Origin of the sequence: Streptomyces similanensis (genome assembly GCF_039543625.1) — a bacterium.
Classification (GTDB): Bacteria; Actinomycetota; Actinomycetes; order Streptomycetales; family Streptomycetaceae; genus Streptomyces; species Streptomyces similanensis.
The window spans coordinates 78,357-92,487 of sequence record NZ_BAABKC010000019.1 but is presented as its reverse complement, the minus strand read 5'-3'; the positions used below and the strand labels follow the sequence as shown (position 1 = coordinate 92,487).

Annotated in this window: 12 protein-coding genes; 5 read left to right on the top strand and 7 right to left on the bottom strand. The window is 69.1% G+C overall.

Annotated features, from left to right (window positions below; translation table 11 throughout):
- Positions 1–236: 236 nt before the first annotated feature.
- The gene (dnaB, locus tag ABEB07_RS07415) at positions 237–1,715 is read right to left on the bottom strand and encodes a replicative DNA helicase (protein WP_176149700.1); all 1,479 of its coding nucleotides are present in this window, start codon (positions 1,713–1,715) and stop codon (positions 237–239) included.
- A 458-nt stretch (positions 1,716–2,173) separates the two neighbouring features.
- Here dnaB and ABEB07_RS07410 point away from each other — a divergent pair, with 458 nt between their 5' ends.
- A complete protein-coding gene (locus ABEB07_RS07410; RefSeq protein ID WP_345667511.1) occupies positions 2,174–3,511 on the top strand; it encodes an MATE family efflux transporter in 1,338 nt (445 codons plus the stop codon).
- Between the two features lie 145 nt (positions 3,512–3,656).
- Here ABEB07_RS07410 and rplI read toward each other — a convergent pair whose 3' ends face one another.
- The 4 genes from rplI to rpsF all read right to left on the bottom strand — a co-directional run bounded on the left by rplI (position 3,657) and on the right by rpsF (position 5,403).
- Positions 3,657–4,103 (bottom strand): 50S ribosomal protein L9, encoded by a 447-nt coding sequence (rplI, locus tag ABEB07_RS07405; protein ID WP_176149702.1) that lies wholly within the window; start codon positions 4,101–4,103, stop codon positions 3,657–3,659.
- 17 nt (positions 4,104–4,120) lie between these two features.
- Positions 4,121–4,357, bottom strand: coding sequence for a 30S ribosomal protein S18 (gene rpsR, locus ABEB07_RS07400; protein WP_003949403.1), 237 nt, complete (start codon positions 4,355–4,357; stop codon positions 4,121–4,123).
- Between the two features lie 82 nt (positions 4,358–4,439).
- Positions 4,440–5,039, bottom strand: coding sequence for a single-stranded DNA-binding protein (locus ABEB07_RS07395; protein ID WP_176149703.1), 600 nt, complete (start codon positions 5,037–5,039; stop codon positions 4,440–4,442).
- Positions 5,040–5,112: 73 nt separating this feature from the next.
- Positions 5,113–5,403, bottom strand: coding sequence for a 30S ribosomal protein S6 (gene rpsF / locus ABEB07_RS07390; RefSeq protein ID WP_019324683.1), 291 nt, complete (start codon positions 5,401–5,403; stop codon positions 5,113–5,115).
- A gap of 288 nt (positions 5,404–5,691) precedes the next feature.
- Between rpsF and ABEB07_RS07385 the strand changes: the two genes are divergently transcribed.
- The 3 genes from ABEB07_RS07385 to ABEB07_RS07375 all read left to right on the top strand — a co-directional run bounded on the left by ABEB07_RS07385 (position 5,692) and on the right by ABEB07_RS07375 (position 8,525).
- Positions 5,692–6,012, top strand: a complete 321-nt coding sequence (locus ABEB07_RS07385; protein ID WP_164589581.1) for a hypothetical protein — start codon at positions 5,692–5,694, stop codon at positions 6,010–6,012.
- Between the two features lie 234 nt (positions 6,013–6,246).
- Positions 6,247–7,368, top strand: coding sequence for a peptidoglycan bridge formation glycyltransferase FemX (femX, locus tag ABEB07_RS07380; protein ID WP_164589582.1), 1,122 nt, complete (start codon positions 6,247–6,249; stop codon positions 7,366–7,368).
- Positions 7,369–7,493: 125 nt separating this feature from the next.
- Positions 7,494–8,525: an alanine racemase gene (locus ABEB07_RS07375; protein WP_345667510.1), complete on the top strand. Its 1,032-nt coding sequence runs from the start codon at positions 7,494–7,496 to the stop codon at positions 8,523–8,525.
- A 142-nt stretch (positions 8,526–8,667) separates the two neighbouring features.
- On the opposite strand, the gene ABEB07_RS07370 is transcribed toward ABEB07_RS07375, so the two are convergent.
- Positions 8,668–10,176, bottom strand: a complete 1,509-nt coding sequence (locus ABEB07_RS07370; RefSeq protein WP_345667509.1) for a glycosyltransferase family 87 protein — start codon at positions 10,174–10,176, stop codon at positions 8,668–8,670.
- A 107-nt stretch (positions 10,177–10,283) separates the two neighbouring features.
- Positions 10,284–13,013 (bottom strand): transglycosylase domain-containing protein, encoded by a 2,730-nt coding sequence (locus tag ABEB07_RS07365; protein ID WP_345667507.1) that lies wholly within the window; start codon positions 13,011–13,013, stop codon positions 10,284–10,286.
- 398 nt (positions 13,014–13,411) lie between these two features.
- Between ABEB07_RS07365 and ABEB07_RS07360 the strand changes: the two genes are divergently transcribed.
- Positions 13,412–14,095 (top strand): PadR family transcriptional regulator, encoded by a 684-nt coding sequence (locus ABEB07_RS07360; protein ID WP_345667506.1) that lies wholly within the window; start codon positions 13,412–13,414, stop codon positions 14,093–14,095.
- The last annotated feature ends 36 nt before the right edge of the window (positions 14,096–14,131 follow it).

Genomic DNA, 14,131 nt, shown 5'->3' with positions numbered 1-14,131 from the left:
CCTCAGACGCCTCATCGTTCTTCACCCGGTCCATCAGCTCCTGGTCCAGCCGTTCAGCGCCGGTGCGGACCGCCCGCTGGCAGCCGCGGGAGGCTCGCAGGCCGGACCTGAGACAGGATCACCCAAACGAGTGATGACGATGAGCAGCAATTCTCAATCCCGTGTCAGATCGGCCACTCAGATGACATTGCAACTGAGAAAATGACACGAGATTTGAGAACCTACAGCGGGACCGGTCAGGTCTGCGCCATGTCCACGAACCGCGAGTAGTGACCCTGGAAGGCGACCGTGATGGTGGCGGTCGGGCCGTTTCGGTGCTTGGCGACGATCAGGTCGGCCTCGCCGGCGCGCGGCGACTCCTTCTCGTAGGCGTCCTCGCGGTGCAGCAGGATGACCATGTCGGCGTCCTGCTCGATGGAGCCGGACTCACGCAGGTCGGAGACCATCGGCTTCTTGTCGGTGCGCTGCTCGGGACCGCGGTTGAGCTGGGAGAGCGCGATGACCGGCAGCTCCAGCTCCTTGGCGAGCAGCTTGAGGTTACGGGACATGTCCGAGACCTCCTGCTGGCGGCTCTCGGCGCGCTTGGAGCCACCGGACTGCATCAGCTGGAGGTAGTCGATGACGACCAGCTTCAGGTCGTTGCGCTGTTTGAGACGGCGGCACTTGGCGCGGATCTCCATCATCGACAGGTTGGGGGAGTCGTCGATGTAGAGCGGGGCGGCCGAGACGTCCGGCATCCGGCGGGCGAGCCGCGTCCAGTCCTCGTCGGTCATGGTGCCCGAGCGCATGTGGTGCAGGGCCACCCGGGCCTCCGCCGACAGCAGCCGCATCGCGATCTCGTTGCGGCCCATCTCCAGCGAGAAGATGACACTGGGCAGGTTGTTCTTGATCGACGCGGCCCGCGCGAAGTCCAGCGCGAGCGTCGACTTGCCCATCGCGGGACGCGCGGCGATGACGATCATCTGACCGGGGTGCAGGCCGTTGGTCAGGGAGTCGAAGTCGGTGAACCCGGTGGGCACGCCGGTCATCTCGCCGCTGCGCGAACCGATCGCCTCGATCTCGTCGAGTGCGCCCTCCATGATGTCGCCCAGCGGCAGGTAGTCCTCGCTGGTGCGCTGCTCGGTGACGGCGTAGATCTCGGCCTGGGCGCGGTTGACGATCTCGTCGACGTCGTCGTCGGCCGCGTATCCCATCTGGGTGATGCGGGTGCCGGCCTCCACCAGGCGGCGCAGCACCGCCCGTTCGTGGACGATCTCCGCGTAGTACGCGGCGTTCGCCGCCGTGGGCACGGTCTGCACAAGGGTGTGCAGATAAGAGGCGCCGCCCACCTTGTTGATCTCGCCGCGCTTGGTCAGCTCGGCCGCGATGGTGATGGGGTCGGCCGGCTCGCCCTTGGCGTAGACGTCGAGGATCGCCTGGTAGATCGTCTCGTGTGCGGGCTTGTAGAAGTCGTGGCCCTTGAGGATCTCGACGACGTCGGCGATGGCGTCCTTGGACAGCAGCATGCCGCCGAGCACGGACTGCTCCGCGTCGAGGTCCTGCGGGGGGACGCGTTCGAACGAGGAGCCCGCCCCTTCCCAGGAGCCGCTGTCCCGGTCCCGGTCGTGCTGGTCGTCCCGGGCGCGGCCGCCGTCGGGACGCCGCCGGGAGGCGGGCAGACGATCGCTGGGGCCGCTGTCCGCCCAGGGGTCGTCCAAGGGCTCGGAAATACTCACCGAGCCACCTCCTCCCGTCCGCGCTGCGGACCTCGCCGTGCTTCTCTCTTCTACGTCACGGCACTGACAAATCGAGGGCCCGACTCCACTTCCGCGCGTCTTTGTGAGACGGTTCGCGGGCCGTGTGGAAGGAGCGGACGCCGGACCACGGTAGGCCCCCGGGCACCTTCAGCCAATCTGGTTATCCACAGGCCATGTGGACGACGGGCCCGATGCTGTGGAGAACTCGGCAAAACCTGTGCACGACCCGGTGGACAGTGCTGTGAACAAGCCCTCCCCTCTTGCCGCGGCAGCCAGTTGACCTGCGGTGATCCCGTCCACGGGCTGTGCAGAAGAAAAACTTTCCCACTCGGGCCACATTCGCTTCGAACGATGCGCACATGTGCACAACTCAAGACGGTAAGTAAGGATCGCAAAGCCTTTGCATCACTTACCTGTGGACGACTAGATTGACCCCCATGACTCAGGCCCCCGCACGCCGTACGGCCTCCCGGCGACGGCACGACCGAGAGATCGCCGCACTGGCCGTACCGGCCTTCGGCGCACTCGTCGCCGAGCCGCTCTTCGTGATGGCCGACAGTGCGATCGTCGGCCATCTGGGCACCGCGCAACTGGCCGGCCTCGGCGTCGCCTCCGCCCTCCTGACGACGGCCGTCAGCGTCTTCGTCTTCCTCGCCTACGCCACCACGGCCGCCGTCGCCCGCAGGGTCGGCGCGGGTGATCTCCCGGCCGCCATCCGACAGGGCATGGACGGCATCTGGCTGGCGCTGCTGATCGGGGCCGCGGTGATCGCCCTCGCCCTGCCCACCGCACCCGCGCTGGTGGGCGTCTTCGGTGCCTCCCCCACGGCCGCTCCGTACGCGACGACGTATCTGAGGATCTCCGTCCTCGGCATCCCCGCCATGCTCGTCGTGCTCGCCGCGACCGGAGTCCTGCGCGGACTGCAGAACACCAGGACACCGCTCTACGTGGCCGTCGCGGGCTTCGTCGCCAACGCCGCCCTGAACGTCGGCCTCGTCTACGGCGCCGGACTCGGCATCGCGGGCTCGGCCTGGGGCACCGTGATCGCCCAGTGCGGCATGGCCGCCGTCTACCTCACCGTGGTCGTCCGCGGCGCCCGCCGGCACGGCGCCTCCCTGCGGCCGGACGCCGCCGGCATCAGGGCGTCCGCCCAGGCGGGCGTTCCGCTGCTCGTCCGCACGCTCTCGCTGCGGGCCATCCTCATGATCGCCACCGCGGTCGCCGCCCGCCTCGGTGACGCGGACATCGCCGCGCACCAGATCATCCTGTCCCTGTGGAGCCTGCTCGCCTTCGCGCTCGACGCCATCGCGATCGCCGGACAGGCCATCATCGGACGGTTCCTGGGAGCGGAGGACACCGACGGCGCCCGCGAGACCTGCCGGCGCATGGTGCAGTGGGGCATCGCGGTCGGCGTGGCCCTCGGTCTTCTGGTGATCGTGGCCCGCCCGGTGTTCCTGCCCCTGTTCACCGCCGACCCCACCGTGAAGGACGCCGCGCTGCCCGCGCTGCTGGTGGTCGCGCTCTCCCAACCGGTCTGCGGTGTCGTCTTCGTCCTCGACGGCGTCCTGATGGGAGCGGGCGACGGCCCTTACCTGGCCAGGGCCATGCTGATCACCCTGGCGGTCTTCGTCCCGGCCGCGCTCCTGGTCCCGGTGTTCGGCGGCGGACTCACCGCCCTGTGGGGAGCGATGACGCTCATGATGGCCGTCCGCCTGCTGACCCTGTGGCTGCGCACCCGCTCGGGGCGCTGGCTGGTGACGGGCGCGACCCGCTGAGGACAATGTCCTGCCCTCGGCCACAACACCCCCCGTTTCACGTGAAACAAGCCCCCGCCGACGCGACCGGACCGGGAGCGACGAAGAGGGGCCGTACCCGACCGGGTACGGCCCCTCTCTCAGCTCACGCAGCCGAGCACGGCGATCAGGCCGCGACGACCTCGATGTTGACCTTGGCGGCCACCTCGGGGTGCAGACGCACGGACGTCTCGTGGGCGCCCAGGGTCTTGATCGGCGTACCCAGCTCGATGCGGCGCTTGTCGACCTCAGGACCACCGGCGGCCTTGATCGCCGAAGCGACGTCGGCCGGCGTGACGGAACCGAAGAGACGGCCGGCGTCGCCCGAGCGGACGGCCAGACGGACCTTCACACCCTCGAGCTGGGCCTTGATCTGGTTGGCCTGCTCGATGGTCTGGATCTCGTGGATCTTGCGAGCACGACGGATCTGCTCGACGTCCTTCTCGCCGCCCTTGGTCCAGCGGATAGCGAACTTCCGCGGGATCAGGTAGTTGCGAGCGTAGCCGTCCTTGACGTCGACGACCTCGCCGGCGGCACCGAGGCCGGAGACCTCGTGGGTGAGGATGATCTTCATGATTCGGTCACCCTCCCTTAGCGCGCGGTGGACGTGTAGGGCAGCAGCGCCATCTCACGGCTGTTCTTGACGGCCGTGGCGACGTCACGCTGGTGCTGCGTGCAGTTGCCGGTCACGCGGCGGGCACGGATCTTGCCGCGGTCGGAAATGAACTTCCGCAGCATGTTCGTGTCCTTGTAGTCCACGTACGTGACCTTGTCCTTGCAGAAAGCGCAGACCTTCTTCTTAGGCTTGCGCACAGGCGGCTTCGCCATGGTGTTTCTCCTGTGTGATCAAGAAGTGGGGGTACGACCCGCCCTTCGACCCGGCCGGGCCCGAAGGACCCGGCGCGAAGGCCTAGAAGGGAGGCTCGTCCGAGTAGCCGCCGCCGGAGCCACCGGAGCCGCCGGAGCCACCGCCCCAGCCACCGCCGCCGCCCTGGTTGCCACCGGCGGGAGCGCCGGTCGCCCAGGGGTCGTCGGCCGGAGCGCCGCCGCCCTGCTGGCCGCCACCGGGGCCGCCGCCCCAGCCGCCGCCCTGCTGGCCGCCACCGCCGCCGCCGTAACCGCCCTGGCCACCGCGGGCGCCGCCGCCGGAGGTCTTGGTGACCTTGGCCGTGGCGTTGCGCAGGCTGGGGCCGACTTCGTCGACGTCCAGCTCGTAGACCGTGCGCTTGACGCCCTCACGGTCCTCGTAGGACCGCTGCTTCAGCCGGCCCTGCACGAGCACGCGCATGCCTCGCTGGAGCGACTCGGCGACGTTCTCCGCCGCCTGACGCCAGACCGAGCAGGTCAGGAACAGGCTCTCGCCGTCCTTCCACTCGTTCGTCTGACGGTCGAAGGTGCGGGGCGTGGACGCGACGCGGAACTTCGCGACCGCCGCACCGGAGGGGGTGAAGCGCAGCTCGGGGTCGTCGACAAGATTGCCGATGACCGTGATGACGGTCTCGCCTGCCATGGGGAACCTCTCGGCGGGTGTGCTGGCTGCTGGTGCTGCTACTCGAATCCCGGAGGCCGGCTGAGCCGAAGGCTCAGTGGGTCTCGGGACGGAGGACCTTGGTCCGGAGGACCGACTCGTTCAGGTTCATCTGGCGGTCGAGCTCCTTGACGACCGCAGGCTCGGCCTGCAGGTCGATGACCGAGTAGATGCCCTCGGGCTTCTTCTTGATCTCGTACGAGAGACGACGACGGCCCCAGGTGTCGACCTTCTCGACCTTTCCGCCGCCGTCACGGACGACAGAGAGGAAGTTCTCGATCAGCGGGGAGACAGAGCGCTCCTCGAGATCGGGGTCGAGGATGACCATCACCTCGTAGTGACGCATGTGGAACCCACCTCCTTTGGACTCAGCGGCCACGGTCGTTCCGTGGCAGGAGGGTTGTGATGCGTACGCAATCGTGTCCGCCAGTAAAACAGCCGGCACTGACAAGCGGGGCGGACCGGCGGGATCGCCGGGCTCTCCTGCGCTCTGCCCGGAAGGCAGACACGGGTGCAGACGGTACAGAGTACCCGCACCCGTGCTTCCGGTTGAAATCGGTGCCCGGTTCCCGGCAATCTGGACACCTCGGGTGTTGATGGCGCTACGATGCGCCGCCTTTCGCAGGAGGTGCCCATGGCACAGACGATGCGACCGAACACCGCCGGCAACGGCCTCTTCGCCACCGACGGCAAGCCCCATCCGCTCCAGGACACGCTGCTCCTGGTCACCCTGGTGCTGGGCCTGACCGCGTTCATCACCGGCCTGGCCGCTCCCGGCCTGCACCTGCTCAGCTCCTGGGCCGGTCTGGTGGGCGTCCTCACCGGCGCGTACGGCCAGTGGGTCTCGGTGACGACACGCCAGCGCTTCGGGCTGATCCTCGGGCTCGGCGCCTCGGCCATCGGCTTCTTCCTCGGCATGTGGCACGGCGGCCCCTTCGGCGGCGTCATCGGCTGACCCGCCCGCACCGGACACTCCTCGCGCGGGGACGTCCGCCCGACGGCGCGGACGCCCCCGCCCCGAGCGCGGGCACAGGCCCCGCCAGGAGCGCGCGCGACGCCCCGGCGGGCGACGGGCCGGGGCGAAGGTGGTGTGCGGCCAGTCTGCGCGCTCCCCTGGCGCAGTAGGCTTCGGCGCGAGAGCCGGAGCCCCTGAACCCATGGGGACAAGCCAGCCCGAGGAGCGCCCCGAATGAGCCTGACCCTGAGGACCATCAGTCGCGAGCAGCATCTGGCCTACATCCAGAGCCTGCCGGCGGCGAGTCACATGCAGGTCCCGGCATGGGCGGACGTCAAGGCGGAGTGGCGCTCGGAGAACCTCGGCTGGTTCGACGACCGTACGGGTCAGATGGTCGGCGCCGGTCTCGTGCTGTACCGCCAGCTCCCCAAGATCAAGCGCTACCTCGCCTACCTGCCCGAGGGCCCGGTCATCAACTGGTTCGCGCCGAACCTGGAGGACTGGATCCAGCCGATGCTGGCGCACCTCAAGCAGCAGGGCGCGTTTTCGGTGAAGATGGGGCCGCCGGTGATCATCCGGCGCTGGAACGCCGAGACCATCAAGCGCGGCATCCAGGACGCGGACGTCAAGCGCCTGCGCGACCTGGAGGCCGACTTCATCGAGCCCCGCGCCTTCGAGGTCTCCGACAAGCTGCGCCGGATGGGCTGGCAGCAGGGCGAGGACGGCGGCGCCGGCTTCGGCGACGTCCAGCCGCGCTACGTCTACCAGGTGCCGCTGGCCAACCGGTCCCTGGAAGAGGTGCACAAGAACTTCAACCAGCTGTGGCGCCGCAACATCAAGAAGGCCGAGAAGGCCGGCGTCGAGGTCGTCCAGGGCGGCTACTACGACCTGGAGGAGTGGCAGCGGCTGTACGAGATCACGGCCGTGCGCGACCACTTCCGGCCCCGCCCGCTGTCGTACTTCCAGCGCATGTGGTCGGCCCTCAACTCCGAGGACCCCAACCGCATGCGGCTGTACTTCGCCCGGCACAACGGCGTGAACCTGGCCGCGGCGACGATGCTGATCGTCGGCGGACACGTCTGGTACTCCTACGGCGCCTCCGACAACATCGGCCGTGAGGTGCGGCCCTCGAACGCGATGCAGTGGCGGATGCTGCGCGACGCCTACGCCCTGGGCGCCACGGTCTACGACCTGCGCGGCATCTCGGACTCGCTGGACGAGACCGACCACCTCTTCGGCCTGATCCAGTTCAAGGTCGGCACCGGCGGGCAGGCGGCCGAGTACCTCGGCGAGTGGGACTTCCCGCTCAACAAGCTGCTCCACAAGGCGCTCGACATCTACATGTCGCGGCGCTGACCGCTCGCCCACCGCTTTCCCCGCTCCGCCGCGGGCGCTCCCGTCCCCGGCGACCCACGCTCCCCCTCTCTGACACACCACAGCTCTGACACACCACAGCCAGGAGAAAGGTCCCAGGTCCGGCCATGGCGCTCACGCTCTACGTCGACACCGCGCGCTGGCGTGCGCACCACAAGCACGTGCAGGAGCAGTTCCCGGGGCTGGTCCCGGTCTGCAAGGGCAACGGCTACGGCTTCGGGCACGAACGGCTGGCGGAGGAGGCCACCCGGCTCGGCTCGGACGTCCTCGCCGTCGGCACCACGTACGAGGCCGCCCGGATCAAGGACTGGTTCGGCGGTGACCTGCTGGTGCTGACGCCCTACCGGCGCGGCGAGGAGCCCGTGCCGCTGCCCGACCGGGTGATCCGCTCGGTGTCGTCCATCGACGGCGTCTACGGCCTCGTCGGGGCCCGTGTGGTCATCGAGGTGATGTCCTCGATGAAGCGGCACGGCGTCACCGAGCAGGAGCTGCCGCAACTCCAGTCCGCCATCGAGAACGTCCGCCTGGAGGGCTTCGCCATCCATCTGCCGCTGGACCGCACCGACGGCTCGGACGCCGTCGAGGAGGTCATCGGCTGGATGGACCGGCTGCGCGCGGCCAGGCTGCCGCTGCACACCATGTTCGTCAGCCATCTGAAGGCCGAGGAGCTGATCCGGCTCCAGCAGCAGTTCCCGCAGACCCGCTTCCGGGCCCGTATCGGCACGCGGCTGTGGCTGGGCGACCACGACGCCACCGAGTACCGCGGCGCGGTCCTGGACGTCACCCGGGTGGCCAAGGGCGACCGCTTCGGCTACCGGCAGCAGAAGGCCGCCTCGGACGGCTTCCTGGTGGTCGTGGCGGGCGGCACGTCGCACGGAGTGGGCCTGGAGGCTCCCAAGGCGCTGCACGGCGTCATGCCGCGCGCCAAGGGCGTCGCACGGGCCGGCCTGGCCACGGTGAACCGCAATCTGTCGCCGTTCGTCTGGGGCGGCAAGCAGCGCTGGTTCGCCGAACCGCCGCACATGCAGGTGTCGATCCTCTTCGTGCCCTCCGACGCGCCGGAGCCGAAGGTCGGCGACGAGCTGGTGGCCCATCTGCGGCACACCACGACGCAGTTCGACCGCATCCTGGACCGCTGACGCCCCGAGCAGCGCCGGCACGCCGAAGGCCGTACCCGGGATCCCCGGGTACGGCCTTCCGTCTGTTCCCCGCGCCGTTGCGGGGCCGGTCGCGCACCGTGCCGTTCCGGCGCCTGTTCGCGGCCCTCCGCGCGGTGTTCGCTCAGAGCGAACGGCCCTCGGGCAGGGCCGCGGGGCGGCCGCCCCACTCCACCCGCGTCCCCTCGCCGGGGCCCTCGTCGTAGGGTGCGGGGTCCTGGGCGCGCAGGACGAAGACGTCCTCCGCGCGGTCCAGCACACCGCCCGAGGGGTCGTCGTCGCCCGCACGGCGCACGACGTCCCGTTCGGGCCGGAGGATGTCGCGCACGACGACCGCGCACAGGTACAGCGTGCCCGCCAGGTGCAGGACGATGGCCCAGTGGTAGCCCTCGGCCGGCAGCCCCTTGTGGGCGTCCCCGCTGGTCGTGTACGCGAGGTACATCCAGATCCCGAGGAAGTACGCCACCTCGCAGGCCTGCCAGATCAGGAAGTCGCGCCACTTCGGGCGCGCCAGAACGGCGAGCGGGACCAGCCACAGGACGTACTGCGGCGAGTAGACCTTGTTGGTGAGGACGAAGGCCGCCACGATCAGGAAAGCGAGCTGGGCGAAGCGGGGCCTGCGCCGGGCGGTGAGCGCCAGCGCCGCGATCCCCAGGGCGCAGAGCACCACCAGCAGCGTGGCCGTGGTGTTCACGAAGTCGGTGCTGGGCGGGTCGCTCGACTCCTGCGACCAGATCAGCCAGAAGGAGCCGAAGTCGACGCCCCGGTCGTGGCTGAACCGGTAGAACTGCCACCAGCCGTCGGACGCGAAGACCATCACCGGCACGTTCACGACCAGCCAGGCCACGACCGCACCTCCCAGGGCGCTGCCGAACTCCCGCCACCGGCCCGCACGCCAGCACAGCACCAGCAGCGGACCGAGCAGGAGCACCGGGTAGAGCTTGGCGGCCGTGGCGAGCCCGAGCAGGACACCGAAGGCGAGGGAGCGCCCGCGGGACCACATCAGCATCGCCGCGGCCGTCAGGGCGACCGCCAGCAGGTCCCAGTTGATGGTCGCGGTCAGCGCGAACGCCGGCGCCAGGGCCAGCAGCAGACCGTCCCAGGGGCGCCGGGCGTGCGTCCGGACCACGCACACGGCGATGACGGCCGTGCAGACCATCAGCATCCCGGCGTTGACCATCCAGTACCACTGCTCCTGGTGCTGCATGGTGCCGCTGTGCGGGGTCAGCCAGGAGGCGACCTCCATGAAGACCCCGGTGAGCACCGGGTACTCCAGGTACGGCATGTCGCCGGGGAGCTTGTCGAAGTAGGGCACCAGGCCGTCGGCGAAGCCGCGCCCCTGGTAGAGGTGCGGGATATCCGAGTAGCAGGCCTTGGTGTACTGGGAGCTGGCGCCGAAGAACCAGGCACTGTGGTAGCACGGCGCCTTCTGGACCAGGCCGAGGGCGAACATGCCGATCGCGACGAGCGCGACGACGCGCACCGGGGTCCACCAGGACGCCGCGCGCAGGGCCCGCCGTCCGATCGGGCCGCCGATCAGCTCGCTGCCGGCCGCGGCGACCTCGTCCTCCCGGGTCGGCGGCACCGGGCCGGGCTCGTGCGCGCTCGCTTGCGTCGATTCAGCACTGGGCATGCGGACATCCTGCCGTACGCGGCTGGGAAAACGCCGTGGGCCGCCGCACCCGGTGGGTGCGGCGGCCCCTGTTTCACGTGAAACGGCCCCGGCGGGCGGCGCTGCGGCTAATTGCCGAAGACGCCCCCTCTACTGCCCCAGTTACTGCCCTGACCGCCGTCGTTCTCTCCGGAGGACTCGCTGGTGGTCGGTGACGGGAGACCGCCGCCGCCGTCGCCGGTGCCGCCGTTGGCGCCGTTGCCGCCATTGCCGTTGCCGCCGTTGGCGCCGTTGCCGTTCCCGCCGTTCGACTGGCCGCCGTTGTCGGAGCAGCCGAAGAAGCCGCAGATCGTCTCGGTCGGCGAGGGCGTCGGGGTGGTGGGCGTCGTGCTCGGCGTGGGCGTCGTCTTCGTCGGCGTCGGGTCGGCCGTCTCGCTCTTGCTGGCCGTGGGGGCGGGCGTCGTCGGGCTGGGCGCGGCGTTGACGATCTCACCGATCGGCTGGGGCGTCGGGAACGACTTCGACGGCTGGCCCTCCAGCGCCTGCAGCATGTAGTCGTGCCAGATCTCGGCCGGGAACGAGGCGCCGTGGATCTTGTCCTTGCCGCCGGTGCCGAACATCGGCAGGAAGGTCCGTGCCTTGTTGTTCGCGTCGTCGTCGAGCCGGAACATGCTGATCGCGGTGGACAGCTGCGGGGTGTAGCCGACGAACCAGGCGGACCGGTTGCCGTCCGTGGTGCCGGTCTTGCCGGCCACCTCACGTCCCGGCAGCTTGGCGCTGGTGCCCGTGCCCTTCTCGACCACGGTCTTCAGCACATCGGTGACGTTGTCGGCGATCTTCGAGGTGAACGCGGTCTTGGTGGCGTCCTCGTGCTGGTAGATCCGTCCGTCCTTGTTGACGACCGAGGTGACGGAGAAGGGCTCGTTCTGCTGGCCGCTGGCCGCGAAGGTCGCGTACGCGCCCGCCATGCGGATGGCGCTGGGGTCGGAGATGCCGATGGAGAACGACGGGTAGGTGGTGCCGGTCAGGCTGTCCTTCTTCAGACCCGCGTCCAGCGCCGCATCCTTGACCTTGTCCAGTCCCACGTCCATGCCGAGCTGGACGAAGGCGGAGTTGACCGACTCCCGCATGGCCTCACGCAGGTCGATCATGTAGTCGGGCGCAGAGCCGTACGAGATGTGGTCGTCGTTGGTCTGCAGCCACTCCTCGCCCTTCTCGTTCTTCCAGACGGTCCCGTTGTAGTTCTTGATCTTCAGCTTGTTCTGACCGCTGAAGCGGCTCTTGGGCGAGACCTGGGTGCGCTCGTCCTGCGGCTGCACCTCGTCTCCGTCGGGATCACGGATGCCGTCGCGCATGGCCGCCGCCAGCACGAACGGCTTGAACGTGGAGCCGACCTGGGCGCCGGTCGCGTCGGCGTTGTTCGTGAAGTGCTTGGTGGCGTCCTCGCCGCCGTAGATCGCCTTGATGGCACCGGTCCCGGGGTCCACCGAGGCGCCGCCGAACTGGACGTACGTGTCGTGCGTCGGGCGCTTCTTGGGGTCGATGTTGGTCTTGCGGACCTTGGTGACGGCCTCCTCCAGCTCCTTGACCTTCTTCTTGTCGAAGGTCGTGTGGATCTGGTAGCCGCCCTGCTGCAGGTCGTTCGCCCTGATCTTGGTGTTGTTGATGATGTAGGCCTTGGCGAGGTCGACCAGGTAGCCGATCTGGCCGCTGAGCCGGGTGTTCGACCGGGGGTTCTGCCACTTGGGGAGGGTGGTGTACTTGTCCCGCTCGGCCGCGCTGAGATGCCCGTACTCGACCATCTTGTCGAGCGTGTCCTGCATCTGCGTCTCGGCCCGCTTCTTGTTGGCCTCGGCGGTGGCGGACGGGTCGATGGAGGTGGCGCCGGCCGGGTCGTAATAGGTGGCGCCCTTGAGCATCGCCGCGAGGAAGGCGCACTCACCCGGGTTCAGGTGAGTGGCGTCCTTGTTGAAGTACGCGCGCGAGGCCGCCTGGAGACCGTAGGCGCCGCGTCCGTAGTACGCGGAGTTGAGGTATCCCGCCATGATCTCGTCCTTGGGGACGTCCGTGCCGACCTTGATGGCGACGAAGATCTCCTTGAACTTGCGGGAGACGGTCTGCGACTGGTCGTCGAGCATCGCGTTCTTGACGTACTGCTGGGTGATGGTCGAGCCACCCTGTGTCTGGCCGCCGCGCGCCATGTTGAACACGGCCCGGGCGATGCCCTTCGGGTCGATGCCGCTGTCGGTCTCGAACGTCTTGTTCTCCTGCGAGATGACGGCATACCGCATCTCGGCCGGGATGTCCGAGTAATCGATGATCTGGCGGTTGATCTCACCGCCCGTGCGTACCATCTCAGAACCGTCGGACCAGTAGTACACATTGTTCTGGGCGGTCGCCGTATCGGCGACGTTCGGCACGCTCACCATGGCGTAGCCGACGCCCGCGACGGCCACCAGGCTGCCGACGAAGCCGACGAACAGGCCCGTCATCAGCTTCCAGGAGGGCGTCCAGCGGCGCCAGCCGTCCTTGCCCGCGCGCGGGTAGTCGATGATTCGCTTCTTGGCGGGCGGCGCCGTGCGGCCGCGTCCCGGTCCTGACGGGTCCGCTCCTCTGCGCCGGCCGCCGCCCCGCTGCGCCGCGCGGCGGGCCTCGGCGCGCCCGCCGTAGGGGCGCTGTTCGTCTCCCGCGCCGTACGTGCCCGCCCCATGGGAACCGGACCCATAGGAGTCGGCGGGAGATCCGGTGGCGCCTCGCGGAGCCGCACGGCGGCCGGAGGACGAACCGGAGGGGCCGCGTCGGGCCGCGGCACGTCCGCCTCCCTGCGGCTGCGGCGGTTTGCGACGGTGCTCGCTCATCGAACGACTACTCCTCGGGCAGGCGCACCCGTGCGCGCCTGGAAACGGCGGCTGGTTTCCGGTCCCCCCGAAGTACGGATGTGGTCGGTCTCGCATTCACCCGTACTGCACCGAGGACGAGGACGTCCCCAGGCGTCACTCGGTTCCCGGTGGTCTGCATGGCGCACAGACTACGCACCGGCCAAACCCTCCGTGCTCCGAAGTTCACCCCAAACCAGGCAACTTGGTCGCAACGAAACAGGGATGTGATCCCGTTCACCATCCCCCCTCTTGTCGCACGCGGACCGCCGTTCTATCGTCGTGATGTATCGAGTCGATACATCAGCGCGAGATAAAGACCGTCACGGAACCGGCAATGGCATCCGCCACCACCGGGTCGCGGCAGAGAGGAGGCGACGATGGGCCGGCGTTCCGGCATCCTTGAGTTCGCCGTACTCGGCCTGCTCCGCGAGTCCCCGATGCACGGCTACGAGCTGCGCAAACGACTCAATACGTCACTGGGCGTGTTCCGCGCCTTCAGCTACGGGACGCTCTACCCCTGCCTCAAGACACTGGTCGCGAGCGGCTGGCTGACGGAGGAACCGGGGCACACGGCCGAGGACGCCCTCGCCGCTCCGCTCGCGGGACGCCGTGCCAAGATCGTCTACCGGCTGACGGCGGAAGGTAAGGAGCACTTCGAGGAGCTGCTCTCCCAGACCGGCCCCGACACCTACGACGACGAGCACTTCGCCGCACGTTTCGCCTTCTTCGGGCAGACGTCGCGCGACGTGCGCATGCGGGTGCTCGAGGGACGCCGCAGCCGGCTGGAGGAGCGCCTGGAGAAGATGCGCGCCTCCTTCACGCGCACCCGGGAACGCCTCGACGACTACACCCTCGAGCTCCAGCGCCACGGAATGGAGTCCGTGGAGCGCGAAGTGCGCTGGCTGAACGAGCTCATCGAGAGCGAGCGGGCCGGACGCGACCTCAAGGGGTCCGCCGACGAGACCGCTCAACCGCACGACACCACATCTGGAGCGACGGGCGGCCTGCCCCGGACCGGGGAGCCGCCCCGGCCGGATACGCCCGGCGACACCGTCACGTGATGCCCGCTCAGGGCCTCACCGAGTACACACAGGGAG

Bases quoted from the DNA above. Each gene is read 5' to 3' on its own strand.
- ABEB07_RS07385 (WP_164589581.1), top strand. From the start codon at position 5,692: ATGGCACAGACGATGCGACCGAACACCGCCGGCAACGGCCTCTTCGCC.
- rpsR (WP_003949403.1), bottom strand. From the start codon at position 4,357: ATGGCGAAGCCGCCTGTGCGCAAGCCTAAGAAGAAGGTCTGCGCTTTC.
- ABEB07_RS07395 (WP_176149703.1), bottom strand. From the start codon at position 5,039: ATGGCAGGCGAGACCGTCATCACGGTCATCGGCAATCTTGTCGACGAC.
- ABEB07_RS07410 (WP_345667511.1), top strand. From the start codon at position 2,174: ATGACTCAGGCCCCCGCACGCCGTACGGCCTCCCGGCGACGGCACGAC.
- ABEB07_RS07365 (WP_345667507.1), bottom strand. From the start codon at position 13,013: ATGAGCGAGCACCGTCGCAAACCGCCGCAGCCGCAGGGAGGCGGACGT.
- rplI (WP_176149702.1), bottom strand. From the start codon at position 4,103: ATGAAGATCATCCTCACCCACGAGGTCTCCGGCCTCGGTGCCGCCGGC.
- ABEB07_RS07360 (WP_345667506.1), top strand. From the start codon at position 13,412: ATGGGCCGGCGTTCCGGCATCCTTGAGTTCGCCGTACTCGGCCTGCTC.
- ABEB07_RS07375 (WP_345667510.1), top strand. From the start codon at position 7,494: ATGGCGCTCACGCTCTACGTCGACACCGCGCGCTGGCGTGCGCACCAC.
- ABEB07_RS07370 (WP_345667509.1), bottom strand. From the start codon at position 10,176: ATGCCCAGTGCTGAATCGACGCAAGCGAGCGCGCACGAGCCCGGCCCG.
- femX (WP_164589582.1), top strand. From the start codon at position 6,247: ATGAGCCTGACCCTGAGGACCATCAGTCGCGAGCAGCATCTGGCCTAC.
- rpsF (WP_019324683.1), bottom strand. From the start codon at position 5,403: ATGCGTCACTACGAGGTGATGGTCATCCTCGACCCCGATCTCGAGGAG.